Below are 13,725 nucleotides of genomic sequence, written 5' to 3' on the forward strand. Positions count from 1 at the left end.
CGAGCCGTCGAGTCGGCCCGTTCGAACAGCGCCAACGACTTCCCCGTGGGAGAGTTCGGCGAGGCGGGTCACAGGGTTCGATCCGCAGCGCCGGCGCCGAAGGAGCAACCGCCCCGGAAACTCTCAGGCAAAAAGGACCGTGGGGAAAGGCGCCTCTGGAAAGCAGGAGCGGACAGTCTGTCTGGCCGCTTCTCACCGACGGGGTAAGCCGGTGTTGTCTTTAGGGTCTCCCGCCTTTTTGGGGTGATCCGCCGGTGAATCTCTCAGGTTTTGGACAGAGGGGGTTCTGGCGAGCCGCAGTCTATCGCGGATCGCGCCCCTATAATGTCCGGCCAGGAGGCGCTGGCGAGCATGACCACCGAAGAACAATCCGGCGAAAGCCCCCTCAAACAGACTCCGCTCAACGCGCTTCATGAAGAGCTGGGTGCGCGCATGGTGCCCTTCGCGGGCTACGCCATGCCGGTCCAATTCTCCGAAGGCATCATCGCCGAGCATCGCCACACCCGCCGCGCGGCGGGCCTCTTCGACGTCTCCCACATGGGTCAGGCCGTCCTGGAGGGCCTTGGGGACAACGACCCTGCCGCCCTGATCGAAGAACTGATGCCGGGAGAGATCCAGGCCCTGGCGCCCGGCCGCACGCGTTACAGCCAGCTGACCAACGAGCGGGGCGGGATTCTCGACGACCTGATGGTCACCCGCCGCGCCGAGGGCGAGGGGCTCTACATCGTGGTCAACGCGGCCTGCAAGGAGCAGGACTTCGCCCATATCGAGGAGGCGCTCGCGGGACGTGCGCGCCTGACCCGGCTGGAAGACCGCGCGCTCTTGGCGCTGCAAGGTCCGGAGGCGGTGAACGTGCTGGAGCCGCTGGCCCCAGGCGCGGCCGGGCTGGTCTTCCTGGAACAACAGCCGCTGAGCGTGGACGGCATCGACTGTCTGGTGAGCCGCTCGGGCTACAGCGGCGAGGACGGCTATGAAATCTCCGTCCCCGCCGACGAGGCCGAAGCCCTCGCCCGCAAGCTGCTGGAGGCGGAAGAGGTGGCGCCGGTCGGGCTTGGCGCCAGGGACTCCCTCCGCCTGGAAGCCGGGCTCTGCCTCTACGGCCACGACATCGACGAGACCACGACCCCGGTCGAGGCCGGGCTCACCTGGTCGATCGGCAAGCGCCGCCGGGCCGAAGGCGGCTTTCCGGGCGCGGAGATCATCCAGAAGCAGATCGAGGAGGGGCCGGAACGGCTGCGCGTCGGCCTGCGGCCGGAGTCCCGCGCGCCCCTGCGCGAAGGCATCGAACTGCTCGAGGAGGGCGGCGGCGAGGTCGGGGTCATCACCTCCGGCGGCTTCAGCCCCTCGCTCGGCATTCCCATCGCCATGGGCTACCTGCCCCGCCATCTGAGTGAACCCGGCACCCGCGTCGCCGCCCTGTCGCGCGGCAAGGAGGTGCCTTGCGACGTCGTCGGCCTGCCGTTCGTGCCCAGCCACACGGTCAGCCGCATCAAGAAATAGACCCGCATCAAAGGACCGAAGGGAGACGAGGAAACCATGAGCGACACGAAGTACACGAAAGACCATGAATGGATCCGGATCGAGGGCGACGAGGGCGTCATCGGCATCACCGACTACGCCCAGGAGCAATTGGGCGACGTGGTCCACGTCGACCTGCCGGAAGTGGGCGCCAGCCTCAGCAAGGGGGACGAAGCCGCGGTGATCGACTCGGTGAAGGCCGCGAGCGAGGTCTACGCGCCGGTCGACGGCGAGGTGACCGCCGTCAACGAGGCCCTGGAAGAGGACCCCGGCAAGGTCAACAGCGATGCCGAAGGCGACGGCTGGTTCCTGCGCCTGAAGCTGTCCGACAAGGGCCAGTTGGACGGCTTGATGGACAAGGCCGCCTACGACGACTTCGTGGCCGGCCAGTGAGTTTGCGCTGATCCACCGGCCGAGGCGGCCGGGCAGATAAGAGAAAGCGAGACCCGACGATGCAGAATGACGTCACTCCCCTGGCGGCCCTTCAGGGCCAGCGCGATTTCTCCCGCCGCCACATCGGTCCGCGCGACGCGCACTTCCCCGCGATGCTGGAGCGTATCGGCGCGGAGAGCCTGGAAGGCCTGATCGACGAGGCGGTGCCCGGCGGCATCCGCATGCCGCTGGCAAAGGAACTGCCCGATCCGCTGACCGAGCGGCAGGCCGTCGCCAAGCTGAACGGCTATGCCAAGCGCAACAAGGTCCTGACCTCCCTGATCGGCATGGGCTACCACGACTGCGACCTGCCCGCCGTGATTCAGCGCAACGTGCTGGAGAACCCCGGCTGGTACACGGCCTACACGCCCTACCAGGCGGAGATCAGCCAGGGGCGGCTCGAAGGGCTGCTCAACTTCCAGACCATGATCGCCGACCTGACAGGCATGGACCTCGCCAACGCCTCCCTGCTGGACGAAGCGACGGCGGCGGCGGAGGCCATGACCCTGCTGCACCGCCTCTCCAAGGCAAAGACGAACCGCTTCTTCGTGGACCAGGGCGTGCACCCCCAGACCCTGGCCGTGCTGCGCACCCGGGCCGAACCGCTTGAGATCGAGCTTCAGGTCGGCGACCCGGACTCCGATCTGGCCTCGGCAGAGGTCTTCGGCGCGCTCCTCCAGAACCCGACGAGCGATGGCGCGGTCCGCGACCTGACCGGCGTGATCGCCGGGCTGCACGAGCGCGGCGCGCTCGCCGCCGTGGCCGCCGATCCACTGTCGCTGGTGCTGGTGAAGTCTCCCGGCGAGATGGGCGCGGACGTGGTGATCGGCTCTGCCCAGCGCTTCGGCGTGCCGCTCGGCTTCGGCGGCCCGCATGCCGCCTACATGGCGACCAAGGACGCGCACAAGCGCAGCCTGCCGGGCCGCATCGTCGGCGTCTCCGTCGACCGGGCGGGCCGCACGGCCCTGCGGCTGGCGCTGCAGACCCGCGAGCAGCACATCCGCCGCGAGAAGGCGACGAGCAACATCTGCACCGCTCAGGTGCTGCTGGCGGTCCTGGCCGGTTTCTATGGCGTTTATCATGGTCCCGAGGGCCTGCGCCGCATCGCGCGCCGGGTGCATCGCCAGAGCTGCGTGCTGGCCGCCGGGCTGAAGAGCCTGGGCGCGGAACTGCAGGAGGAGGTCTTCTTCGACACCCTGACCCTCAAGGCCGCTGAGGGGAATGGGGCCTTCGTCGCGCGCGCGCTGGAAGCGGGCATCAATCTGCGCCGATATGACGACGGCCGCGTCGGCATCGCGCTCGACGAGGCGACCGAGGTGCATCACCTGGAAAAGCTGTTCAACGCCTATGCGGGCAAGGAAGCCGGCGTGACGGTGGCCGACATCGAGGCGCAGGTCCCCGACGCCCTGCCCACCGCGCTGCTGCGGCAGGACGAGATCCTGGAGCACCCCTCCTTCCACGCCTACCGCTCGGAAACGGAGATGCTGCGCTACCTGCGCCGGCTCCAGGAGAAGGACATCGCGCTCGACCGCTCCATGATCCCGCTCGGGTCCTGCACCATGAAGCTGAACGCCACCACGGAGATGCTGCCGATCACCTGGCCGGAGTTCAGCCGCATTCATCCCTTTGCCCCGCTGGATCAGGCCGAAGGCTACCTGGCCTTGATCCGCGAGACCGAGGACTGGCTCGCGAAGCTGACCGGCTTTTCCGCCGTCTCCCTGCAACCCAACGCGGGCAGCCAGGGCGAGTACGCGGGCCTGCTGGCGATCCGCGGCTATCACCGCAGCCGGGGCGAAGAGCAGCGCAAGGTCTGCCTGATCCCCTCCTCCGCGCACGGCACCAACCCGGCAAGCGCCATCATGGCCGGCATGTCCGTGGTCGTGGTGGGCTGCGACGAGCTGGGAAACATCGACATCGAGGACCTGAAGGCCAAGGCCGAGAAGCATGCCGAAGAGCTCGCGGCCCTGATGGTCACCTATCCCTCGACCCACGGCGTCTTCGAAGAGGCGATCAACGAGATCTGCGACCTGGTCCACCAACATGGCGGACAGGTCTACATGGACGGCGCGAACCTGAACGCGCTGCTGGGCATCGCCAAACCGGGCCGCATCGGCGCCGACGTGATGCACATGAACCTGCATAAGACCTTCTGCATCCCGCACGGCGGCGGCGGGCCCGGCATCGGGCCCATCGGCCTGGCCGAGCATCTGGCGCCCTTTGCCCCCAACCACCCGCTGGCCGCCGAAGCGGGGCCGGAGACGGGGCCGGGACCGGTGTCGGCGGCGCCTTGGGGCTCCGCCTCGATCCTGCCGATCTCCTGGGCCTACATCGCCATGATGGGGCGCGAGGGCCTGATCAAGGCGACCCAGGTGGCGATCCTCAACGCCAACTACATGGCGACCCGCCTGGGCGAGCACTTCAAGGTGCTCTACACCGGCCAGAACGGCCGGGTGGCTCACGAGTGCATCCTCGATGTGCGGCCCCTGAAGGACGAGGCGCACATCTCCAACGAGGACATCGCAAAGCGCCTGATCGACTACGGTTTCCATGCGCCGACCATGTCCTGGCCGGTGCCCGGCACCCTGATGATCGAGCCGACCGAGTCGGAGTCGCGCGCCGAACTGGACCGCTTCTGCGACGCCATGATCTCGATCCTGGAAGAAGCGCGGCGCGTGCAGAAGGGCGACTGGCCGGAGGACGACAACCCCCTGGTCAACGCTCCCCACACCGCCGAGGAGTTGATCGGCGACGTCTGGAGCCATCCCTACAGCCGGAGCGAGGCGGCCTATCCGGTGGACCTGCTGCGTCAGGACAAGTACTGGCCGCCGGTCGCGCGGATCGACAACGTCTACGGCGACCGGAACCTGGTCTGCTCCTGCCCGCCGCTGGAGGACTATCAGGAGGCGGCGGAGTAGCGTCGGCCCGTTGCAAAGACCCGGGGACAAATGAAAACCCCGCCGGGGCGCTGAGGCTCCGGCGGGGTTTTTCTTGTCCGGCTATCGGATGACGGCGATCAGTTGAGCTTGCTGCCCAGCCCGTCGATGGTGTCGTCGATGATCTGGCCGGCCTGCTTGTCCGTCATCTTCTCCGAGACCAGCTTGGCCGTGGCGGCGATGGCGAGGTCAACGGCCTGACCGCGAACTTCGCGCAGGGCGGCCTGCTCGGCCTGGGCGATCTTGTCCATGGCCTGCTGCTCGCGACGCTTCAACTGCTCTTCCAGCTCTTCATGAGCCCTGGTCTGCATGCGCTCGGCTTCCTGCTTGGCGTGCTCGACGATCTGCTCGGCCTCGCCCAGGGCATCGCGCTGTTTGCGCTTGTACTCGGCCAGCATGTGCTGGGCCTCTTCGCGCAGCGTGCGCGCCTCGTCCAGCTCCTGCTTGATCTTGGCGGCGCGGTCGTCGAGGCTCTTGAGCGCCGGGCCCATGCCCTTCCAGACCGCCAGGCCAAGGAAGATCACCAGGGAGAGCGCGATCCAGAATTCCGGCGTGCTGAACATCCTCTAGCTCTCCTCTCAGCCCTTGTCCGCGCCGATGGCTTTCTCAGCCTCGGCCTTGTCGACCTCGGCGCCAATCAGTCGCTTGGTCGCGGCCACGGCGGTCTCCGCGGCGACCGAGCGGATTTCGCCCATCGCCTTGGACTTGGCCTTGGAGATGCGCTCCTCGGCGGCCTTGGTGGACTTCGCCAGTTCCTGACCGAACTCAGCGTGACGCTTGCTGCTCTCGGCCTGCAGGGCCTCTTGCGTCTTCTTCAGCTCGGCCTGCGCCTTGCCGCGCGCCTCCGCCAGCGCCGCCTCGTACTCCTTCAACACGGACTCCGCTTCGGCCTTCAGGTTCTCCGCCTTGTTCAGATCGTCTTCGATCTTGGCCTGGCGTTCTTCGAGAACCTCGCCGATGCGCGGGATCGCGAACTTGTTGAGCACGTAGTAGAGCGCCGCGAAAATCACGGCGAGCCAGAAAATCTGGCTGGCGAACCACTGCGGATCAAATTGAGGCATGACGCACTCCTGCTTTACCGAATGACGCGGGACAGGGACCCCGGCTCAGCCGTGGCCCCGATGGTCCCGCTTTCATCGCCGGCGGACGCTTTGGCCCCTGTCCCGATGGACGGAGGAGCCACCGCGCCGCCTTTCAGCGACCCAGTCGGCTCAGACGACGAAGAGAGCGATCAGCGCGACGATCAGGGCGAAGAGCGCGATGGCCTCCGTCACGGCGAAGCCGATCCAGATGTTCGCGCCGATCTCCTCCTTCGAGGCGGGGTTGCGGGCGATGGCCTGCATGTAGGAGGCCCAGACGTTGCCCACACCGATACCGGCGCCAATCATGCCGATCGCGGCGAGACCCGCACCAATCACCTTCGCAGCTTCAGCTTCCATAACTCTTACTCCTTGCTTTGCAGCGGACAGTTGGAACTAAGACGATAACCCTTGGTCCTTGACCTTAACGCATCAGTGCAGATGGATCGCATCGTGCAGGTAGATGCAGGTCAGGATCGTGAAAACATAGGCCTGGAGGATCGCCACCAGGAACTCAAGCGCCGTGATGCCCACCAGCACCGCCAGCGGAACCACCCCGAAGATACCCATCAGCAGCACGAAGCCGGCCATGACCTTCAAGAGGGTGTGACCGACCAGCATGTTGGCGAAAAGACGCACGGAAAGGCTGATCGGGCGCGAGAGATAGGACACCAGTTCGATCGGCACCAGAATGACGGCGGTCCAGAGCGGCGCCCCCTCAGGGAAGAACAGCCGCAGGAAATGTGCGCCATGGCGCACGATTCCGATCACCGTGACCGCCACGAAGATGACGGAGGCCAGCGCGAAGTTGACGATCAGATGACTGGTGAAGGTAAAGGACCCCGGGATCATGCCCTGGACGTTGCCGATCAACAGGAACATGAAGAGGGTGAAGATGAAGGGGAAGTACTTGCGCCCTTCCGACCCGACGTTGTCGCGCACCATGTTGGCGACCACGAGATAGAGCATCTCGGCGACGGACTGCCAACGGCCGGGCACCAGGGCGCGTCCACGCATGGAAAGCGTCAGCAGGACCGTCGACAAGACGGCCGCGATCACCATCCAAAGCGATGAGTTCGTGAAGGAAAGATCGAGCGAGCCGATCTGGATCGGCACGATCGCATGAATCTCAAACTGGTGGATCGGATCGATGCCGCCGCCTTCAGCTGCCACGAGACGCCCTCACCCCTCTTTTCCGCCGCCGCCCGCTTTGGCCTCACGCTCCGCCTTCACTCGGCGGTCGTAGTCCCGGGCGACCCGGATCACATTCATAAACGCGGCACCAGACCCAAGGATGAAGAAGAGGATCATCATCCAGGGCGTGGTGCCCCACCACTTGTCGAGACCGATCCCGATCCCGATGCCGACAGCCAGCGCGGCGATCATCTCGACGGTGATGCGGAACCCCACACCGATACCGCGAGAGTTAAGCCTGCCGCCGCTCCCCGGACCCTTGACCCGCTTGTCGTAGCGGGACTTGGCGTCGCGCAGACGCTGCTCGAACGTCCGCTTCTGGGAGCCGCTCGGCTGGGGGTTGTCGTCGTCGGGATGATCGTTCATCAGACCCCGATAAAAGCCCCGAACCCGGCCTCTCCGCGCCCTCCTGAAGGCGGGCAGACCTTACGGAGGCACCCTGAGACTGTCAAGGCTGAATAAAGCACCGTCCAGCGCCGGTGAAAGCCGCTGAAACCCTTGGATTTCCGGCCTCCGCGGAGTCCCTGCGGAACGCCATGTGGATGCGCCGTTAAGGATTCGCCGCGCGCTGCTCGCCTCACGCCGTCTCGCGCATCTCCTCGGCCTGACCGAGGTCGACCGAGACCAGTTGCGAGACGCCCCGTTCCGCCATGGTGACGCCGTAAAGGCGGTCGACCCGCGCCATGGTCATGCGGTGGTGGGTGACCACCAGGAAGCGGGTCTCGGTGGAGCGCGACAGTTCCTGCACCAGGGTGCAGAAGCGGTCGACGTTGGCGTCGTCCAGCGGCGCGTCGACCTCGTCCAGCACGCAGATCGGCGCTGGATTGGTCAGGAAGCAGGCGAAGAGCAGCGAGAGCGCGGTCAGCGCCTGCTCGCCGCCCGAGAGCAGCGACATGACCTGAAGGCGCTTGCCCGGCGGGCTCGCGAAGATCTCCAGCCCGGCGTCCAAGGGGTCCTCGGCTTCGGTCAGCGCCAAATGCGCGCGCCCGCCGCCGAACAGGCGCACGAAGAGCTCCTGGAAGTGCTCGTTGACGGTCTCGAACGCCTTCAAGAGCCGCTCGCGTCCTTCCTTGTTGAGGCTGGAGATGCCCTGGCGCAGCCGGCTGATCGCGGCGATCAGGTCGTCGCGCTCGGCCTGAAGCTCGTCGATCTGCTTTTGCATCTCCTCGGCCTCGGCCTCGGCGCGCAGGTTGACCGGCCCGATGTTCTCCCGCTCGCGGGTCAGGCGCTCGGTGCGGCTGACCAGATCATGGCGCGGCGGCAGGTCCTGGGACGGATCGTGCTCGGCCAGTTCCAGCGCCTCTTCCAGGCCGCACTCCAGGCGTTCGCGCACCCGCTCCTCCAGCGTCTTGAGCGCGATCTCCGCCTGCTCGACCTGGCCTTCGGCGCGCACCCGCTGCTCGCGGGCTTCGCCCAGCTCGGCTTCCGCGGCCTTCACAGCCTTGTCGGCTTCGATCTGCGCGCTCTCGCCCAGGGCCAGATGATCGGCGGCCTCGCGCCGGGCAGCCTCGGCGGTGGAGACCTTCTCGGCCAACGCCTCGCGGCGTTCGACCAGGTCTTCCGGCTGCACCTCGAGCGTCTCCAACTCCGCGGTCACCGCGGCGCTGCGCTCGCCCAGTTCGGCGAGGTGGCGCTCGGCGCCCTCGGCCCGCTGGCTCCAGCTCTGGCGCTCGGCCTCGATCGACTCCAGACGGCGGCGGCGCTGGGCGGCCTCGGCGGCCAGGCGGTTGACGGCGGCCAGGGCCTCGCTGTTGCGCGCCTTGGCCTCGGCCAGTTCGCTGCGCAGCTCGCCCGCGCGGTTCCGCTCGGCGGCGAGGTCGGGCAGTTCGGCGTACTCCTTGCGCGCCTCGGCCAAGGCGGCGGCGGCCTCTTCACGTTCGCCCTCAAGGCGCTCCAACTGCTCGCTCAGGCCCGCGAGCCGCTGCGCCAGCGCGCCCGCCTGCTGGGTCAGGCGCGTTTCAGTCTCACGCTTCTCGGAGAGCGCGCGATAGGCCGCGCGCTGCGCTTCGCGCGCGGCGCGCTCGGCTTCCTGCGCCGCGTTCGCGGCCTCCTTGGCCTCGCTCAGCCGCGCTTCGGCGGCTTCCGCGGTCTTGGCCGCGCCCGTCATCTGCTCGCGCAGTTCGGCGAGACGGTTGCGCTGTTCCAGGCGCTGCGCAGCGGAGGTCGGCGCGCCCTCGCGCACGGAATAGCCGTCCCAGCGCCAGAGCGCACCCTCCTTGGTGACGAGGCGCTGGCCGGGCTTCAACTCGGCCTGCAGGCGGCGGCCCGCGGCTGCGTCCGGCACAACGCCGATCTGGGAAAGGGCGCGGGCCAGCGCCTTGGGGCCCTTGACCTTGTCCGACAGGGGCTCGGCACCCTTGGGCAGGGGCTGCGCGCTGCTCAAGGGCGGCAGTTCCAGCCAATGCACAGGCGCGGCGTCGTCGCCGGAGGCTTCCAGTTCATCGCCCAGGGCGGCGCCCAGAGCCTGCTCGTAGCCCGCAGAAACCTTCACGGCGTCGATCAAGGCCGGCCAGATCTCTCCCTCGGCGGGCTCGACCAGCGCGGCCAGCGCCCCGGCTTCAGCTTCCAGGCGCTCCAAGGCGCGGCGTGCCTCCCGCTGGGCTTCGCTCGCTTCGCCATCGGCGGCGCGGGCTTCGGCCAGCGCGGCCTCGGCGCGCTCCAGTTCGCTCTCCGCGGCCGTCAAGGTCGCCTCCGCCGCCTCGCGCTCCTCACGCGCCGCGGTCAGGCGTTCTGCGGGAAGCGTCTCCTCGGAGAGGCGCTCCTTCTGGTCTTCGGCCTGGCGCTGCTGCTCGCCCAGGCGCTCCACCCGGCGGCCGAGCTCTTCGATGCGCCGCTCCAGGCCGGAGGCCCGCGCCGCGTCGGCGGCGATCCGCTGGTTGAGTGCGCCCAGCGCCTCTTCCTGCTCGGATACTTCCGCTGCGGTCTTGTCCAGGGTCTCGCGCGCTTCTTGCTCGGCCTCGGCCTCTCCCGCTGACGCCTGCTTCAAGCCCTCGCCCTCTTCATCCAGGCGCTGGCGGGCCTCGGCGGCGTCGGTCATCAAGGACTGGGCGCGCTCGCGGTCGCGCTCCAGTTCCGCCAGCCGTTCGCGGGCCTGCCGCGCGGCTTCTGCGAGCTGGCGCTCTTCGCGCTCCAGGGTCTCGCGCTCCAGCAGCAGGCGCTGCAGGGCGGCGGCGGCGGCGGCCTCGGCGTTGCGCAGTTCGGGCAGCTTGGAGGCCAGATCGGCCTGCAAGGTGGAACGGCGCGCGGCCTCCTCGGTCAGTTCGTTGACCTTGGCGCGGGCAGCCTCCAGCCGCTCGCGGGTCGCGGCCATGGAAGCCTTGGCCGCCTCTCCGTCGATGTGCAGCAGCAGCGCCTCGGCCCGGCGCAACTGGTCGGCGATGTTGCGGTAGCGGGTCGCCTGGCGCACCTGTTTCCGGAGCGCGCCCAACTGGCTCTCGAGGGTCCCGACCACATCATCGAGACGCTCCAGGTTGGTCTCGGCGGCCTTCAGGCGGAGTTCCGCCTCATGGCGGCGGGAGTGGAGACCGGTGATGCCCGCCGCTTCCTCCAGCAGCGAGCGCCGCTCGGTCGGTTTCGCGGAGATGATCGCGCCGATGCGGCCCTGGCTGACCAGCGCCGTCGAGTGCGCGCCGCTCGCCAGATCGGCGAACAGGAGCTGGACGTCGCGGGCCCGGACCTCCTTCCCGTTGACGCGGTAGTTGGAGCCGGAGTTGCGCTGGATGCGGCGCACCACCTCCAACTCCGAATAGTCGTTGAACTGGGCGGGCGCGCGGCGTCCGGCGTTGTCGACCACCAGCGCCACCTCGGCCAGATTGCGCGACGGGCGGTTGGCGGTGCCGGCGAAGATCATGTCGTCCATCTCGCCGCCGCGCATGCGCTTGGCCGAGGTCTCGCCCATGACCCAGCGCAGCGCTTCGACAAGATTGGATTTACCGCAGCCGTTCGGGCCGACGATCCCGGTCATGCCCGGTTCGATCGGCACCTCTGTCGGGTCCACGAAGGACTTGAAGCCCGACAGGCGAAGCTTGGTGAAATGCACCGGCTCTTACCCCCTCGTTGGAGAGAGGCGCCTGAAGGACTTGTTACGCGGGATGGCTGGGCGACGCGGCTCTCTTGCGTCAGCTCCGGCTTTCCGCCTCCTCCAGGATCCTCTCCAGTTCCTCAAAACTCCGGTTGCCCGGATAGAGCTCGCCCCCGATCACCAGGCTGGGCGTGGAGCTGACCTTGTAGCTGTCCTGCCCGTGCTTGGCCTTTTCGAGAATGCGGTTCAGTTTGTCTTCGTCCTGCAAGCAGGCGTTGAAGCGATCCCGGTCGATGCCGCCCAGCTTGGCGCGCTTGGCCAGCTCCTCCACCGGGCTTTCCGCCAGCGCCCACTGGCGCTGCTCCGCATAGAGCATCTCCAGGAAGGCGAAGAAGGCCTGATCCTGCTCGAAGCAGTGCGCGATCATGGACCCGGTGAGCGCCACCCGATCGAGCGGATAGTCCCGGTAGACCAGACGCGCGCGCCCCTCCTTGATCCAGGTCTCCTTCAACTGCTGCAAGGTGCCGCCGTGAAAGGCCGCGCAGTGCGGACAGGTGAGAGAGGCGTATTCGATGATCGTAACCGGCGCGTTTGCATCCCCGAGGATGCGGTCATCCTCGAAGATCTCCTCCGCCGCGAGAGCGGGATTCGGGGCCAGCAGGCCTCCCGAGACGCTCCCGTAGGCCGCCAGGGCCGCGCCCGCCATCATGATCTGCCGTCTGTTCATCGTGTTACCTACCATATCTAGTGGATGCTATGCTGACTCCGAAAAGAGCTCAAGACGAGTCTTTTCCACAGGTTGCGAGCGCTGCCGCCCAAGGTGCTAGCGTGAGAATTGGGCAGCAATACGGCCTCTTTTCAAGTCAAGAGAGCGTTACAGGGATGATACGCCCCGCAAGGGGGCCGTCATCCCCTGGCGAGCAATCTCTCGCCCAAGCGCCGCATGGCCTCGCGCAGCTCTGGGTCGCGGATCGCCGATAGACGCTCCTCCAGGGCTGCGCGCTCGGCGGGCGGCACCTCGCGCTCGGGCGGAGGCGGCGGCCGCCGAAAGGCCCGCTCGGGCAGGGGGCCGGAGGTGAAGCGCAGCCGGGCGACGGCGGTGTAGCCGAAATAGACGTTGATCTTCTCCAGCAGCAAGGGCTCAAGGTGCTGCAACTCCGTCGCCCAGGACTGGTTGGCGACGCGCAGGGTGAGCGTGCCCTCGCGCTTGCGCTCGCGGTCGGGAAAACTGAGCTTCTGCGGCAGGCAATAGGCCGCCGTCTCCTCGCCCACGACGCTCGGCCAGTCGGCCAGGAAGGCGGCCAGCGCCTGTCCCTTCTTGCCGAGCGCCTTGCGGGCGAGCGGTTGGGCGATGCCGCCCAGCGGGCGCAGGCCGCCGCGCCGCGTCTCCTTCTCTCCTGCTTTCCACTTACCGGTCATGAGCCCTTTCCCGAGCGCCTATAGCGTCCCATTATTGCGCCTGTCATGGAGTCCTCCGCAAGCAGAGCCACCGAGAAGAAGGACAACCGCGCCCTGCCCGCGGCGCTGCTCGCCTGGTACGACCGCCACCGCCGGCGGCTGCCCTGGCGCGCACCGCCGGGCCAGCGCGCCGAGCCCTATCACGTCTGGCTGTCGGAAATCATGCTGCAACAGACGACGGTGGCGACGGTCGGCCCCTACTTCGCCCGCTTCCTGGAACGCTGGCCCGCTGTCGAAGACCTGGCGGCGGCCGAGCAGCAAGAGGTTCTGGCCGAGTGGGCGGGCCTCGGCTACTACGCACGGGCCCGCAACCTGCACCGCTGCGCCCAGGCGGTCGCGGGCGACCATGGCGGGCACTTTCCCCAGACGCAGGAAGAGCTGAAGAAGCTTCCGGGCATCGGCGACTACACGGCGGCGGCCATCGCCGCCATCGCCTTCGACCGTCCCGCGCCGGTCATGGACGGCAATATCGAGCGCGTGGTCTCGCGCCTCTTCGCCGTGGAGGAGCCGCTGCCCGGCGTGAAGCCGAAGCTGCGGAGCCTCGTGGCCGACCTGACCCCCCAAGAGCGTCCGGGCGACTACGCCCAGGCCATGATGGATCTGGGTGCGACGCTCTGCCAGCCCGCCCGGCCCAAGTGCCTCACCTGCCCGCTGACGGCCTTCTGCGAGGGGCGCGCGCTGGGCGTGGCGCCGCGCCTGCCCGCCAAGGCGCCCAAGAAGCCAAAGCCGACGCGCAGAGGCATCGCCTTCTGGCTGGAAGATGCCGAGGGCCGGGTGCTGCTGCGCCGCCGCCCGGAAAAGGGCCTTTTGGGCGGCATGACGGAAATCCCCTCGACCGAATGGCGCGAAGCCGGGGTCAGCGAGGAGGAAGCCGGGAAGACCCATCCCGCCCCCGCCGAATGGCGGCGGCTCGAGGGCCTCGTCCGCCACACCTTCACCCACTTCCATCTTGAACTGGAGGTCTGGGCCGCGCGCCTGCCGGATAGCCGGAAGATCGAGGGCGCCTACTGGTGCGCGCTCGACGACCTGGGCGGCGAGGCGCTGCCGACCGTCATGCGGAAAGTCGTGAAGCAGGCGCTGGGGCGCTGAT

Annotated in this window: 12 protein-coding genes and 2 riboswitches; of the genes, 4 read left to right on the forward strand and 8 right to left on the reverse strand. The window is 68.0% G+C overall.

Going from position 1 to position 13,725, the window contains the following annotated elements; translation table 11 throughout:
- Positions 1-36: 36 nt before the first annotated feature.
- Positions 37-150, forward strand: a riboswitch (glycine riboswitch).
- Positions 151-284: riboswitch (glycine riboswitch) on the forward strand.
- Positions 285-351: 67 nt separating this feature from the next.
- Genes gcvT through gcvP form a run of 3 tightly spaced genes read left to right on the forward strand, consistent with a single transcriptional unit; the run spans position 352 to position 4,865 of the window.
- The gene (gcvT, locus tag P8X75_07500; protein ID MEJ1995047.1) at positions 352-1,500 is read left to right on the forward strand and encodes a glycine cleavage system aminomethyltransferase GcvT; all 1,149 of its coding nucleotides are present in this window, start codon (positions 352-354) and stop codon (positions 1,498-1,500) included.
- Between the two features lie 36 nt (positions 1,501-1,536).
- On the forward strand, positions 1,537-1,911 hold the full coding sequence (gcvH, locus tag P8X75_07505; protein ID MEJ1995048.1) for a glycine cleavage system protein GcvH: 375 nt from the start codon (positions 1,537-1,539) through the stop codon (positions 1,909-1,911).
- 59 nt (positions 1,912-1,970) lie between these two features.
- Positions 1,971-4,865 (forward strand): aminomethyl-transferring glycine dehydrogenase, encoded by a 2,895-nt coding sequence (gcvP, locus tag P8X75_07510; GenBank protein ID MEJ1995049.1) that lies wholly within the window; start codon positions 1,971-1,973, stop codon positions 4,863-4,865.
- Positions 4,866-4,963: 98 nt separating this feature from the next.
- Here the strand turns inward: gcvP and P8X75_07515 are convergent, their stop codons facing one another.
- The 8 genes from P8X75_07515 to P8X75_07550 all read right to left on the reverse strand — a co-directional run bounded on the left by P8X75_07515 (position 4,964) and on the right by P8X75_07550 (position 12,596).
- Positions 4,964-5,446, reverse strand: a complete 483-nt coding sequence (locus P8X75_07515) for an ATP F0F1 synthase subunit B (protein MEJ1995050.1) — start codon at positions 5,444-5,446, stop codon at positions 4,964-4,966.
- A gap of 15 nt (positions 5,447-5,461) precedes the next feature.
- Positions 5,462-5,944, reverse strand: coding sequence for a F0F1 ATP synthase subunit B' (locus P8X75_07520; GenBank protein ID MEJ1995051.1), 483 nt, complete (start codon positions 5,942-5,944; stop codon positions 5,462-5,464).
- A 150-nt stretch (positions 5,945-6,094) separates the two neighbouring features.
- Positions 6,095-6,322: a F0F1 ATP synthase subunit C gene (locus P8X75_07525; protein MEJ1995052.1), complete on the reverse strand. Its 228-nt coding sequence runs from the start codon at positions 6,320-6,322 to the stop codon at positions 6,095-6,097.
- A gap of 72 nt (positions 6,323-6,394) precedes the next feature.
- Positions 6,395-7,135 (reverse strand): F0F1 ATP synthase subunit A, encoded by a 741-nt coding sequence (locus P8X75_07530; GenBank protein ID MEJ1995053.1) that lies wholly within the window; start codon positions 7,133-7,135, stop codon positions 6,395-6,397.
- 9 nt (positions 7,136-7,144) lie between these two features.
- Positions 7,145-7,522 carry an AtpZ/AtpI family protein gene (locus tag P8X75_07535; protein MEJ1995054.1) on the reverse strand — a complete coding sequence of 126 codons (378 nt, stop codon included), beginning with the start codon at positions 7,520-7,522 and terminating at the stop codon, positions 7,145-7,147.
- A gap of 211 nt (positions 7,523-7,733) precedes the next feature.
- Positions 7,734-11,195, reverse strand: coding sequence for a chromosome segregation protein SMC (gene smc / locus P8X75_07540; protein MEJ1995055.1), 3,462 nt, complete (start codon positions 11,193-11,195; stop codon positions 7,734-7,736).
- A gap of 79 nt (positions 11,196-11,274) precedes the next feature.
- The gene (locus tag P8X75_07545) at positions 11,275-11,904 is read right to left on the reverse strand and encodes a DsbA family protein (protein ID MEJ1995056.1); all 630 of its coding nucleotides are present in this window, start codon (positions 11,902-11,904) and stop codon (positions 11,275-11,277) included.
- A 179-nt stretch (positions 11,905-12,083) separates the two neighbouring features.
- Positions 12,084-12,596, reverse strand: a complete 513-nt coding sequence (locus P8X75_07550; GenBank protein ID MEJ1995057.1) for a DUF721 domain-containing protein — start codon at positions 12,594-12,596, stop codon at positions 12,084-12,086.
- 45 nt (positions 12,597-12,641) lie between these two features.
- Here P8X75_07550 and mutY point away from each other — a divergent pair, with 45 nt between their 5' ends.
- Positions 12,642-13,724 carry an A/G-specific adenine glycosylase gene (gene mutY / locus P8X75_07555; protein ID MEJ1995058.1) on the forward strand — a complete coding sequence of 361 codons (1,083 nt, stop codon included), beginning with the start codon at positions 12,642-12,644 and terminating at the stop codon, positions 13,722-13,724.
- The last annotated feature ends 1 nt before the right edge of the window (position 13,725 follow it).

The organism is Limibacillus sp. (assembly GCA_037379885.1).
Taxonomy (GTDB): Bacteria; Pseudomonadota; Alphaproteobacteria; order Kiloniellales; family CECT-8803; genus JARRJC01.

Bases quoted from the DNA above. Each gene is read 5' to 3' on its own strand.
- gcvT (MEJ1995047.1), top strand. From the start codon at position 352: ATGACCACCGAAGAACAATCCGGCGAAAGCCCCCTCAAACAGACTCCG.
- gcvH (MEJ1995048.1), top strand. From the start codon at position 1,537: ATGAGCGACACGAAGTACACGAAAGACCATGAATGGATCCGGATCGAG.
- gcvP (MEJ1995049.1), top strand. From the start codon at position 1,971: ATGCAGAATGACGTCACTCCCCTGGCGGCCCTTCAGGGCCAGCGCGAT.
- P8X75_07515 (MEJ1995050.1), bottom strand. From the start codon at position 5,446: ATGTTCAGCACGCCGGAATTCTGGATCGCGCTCTCCCTGGTGATCTTC.
- P8X75_07520 (MEJ1995051.1), bottom strand. From the start codon at position 5,944: ATGCCTCAATTTGATCCGCAGTGGTTCGCCAGCCAGATTTTCTGGCTC.
- P8X75_07525 (MEJ1995052.1), bottom strand. From the start codon at position 6,322: ATGGAAGCTGAAGCTGCGAAGGTGATTGGTGCGGGTCTCGCCGCGATC.
- P8X75_07535 (MEJ1995054.1), bottom strand. From the start codon at position 7,522: ATGAACGATCATCCCGACGACGACAACCCCCAGCCGAGCGGCTCCCAG.
- P8X75_07545 (MEJ1995056.1), bottom strand. From the start codon at position 11,904: ATGAACAGACGGCAGATCATGATGGCGGGCGCGGCCCTGGCGGCCTAC.
- P8X75_07550 (MEJ1995057.1), bottom strand. From the start codon at position 12,596: ATGACCGGTAAGTGGAAAGCAGGAGAGAAGGAGACGCGGCGCGGCGGC.
- mutY (MEJ1995058.1), top strand. From the start codon at position 12,642: ATGGAGTCCTCCGCAAGCAGAGCCACCGAGAAGAAGGACAACCGCGCC.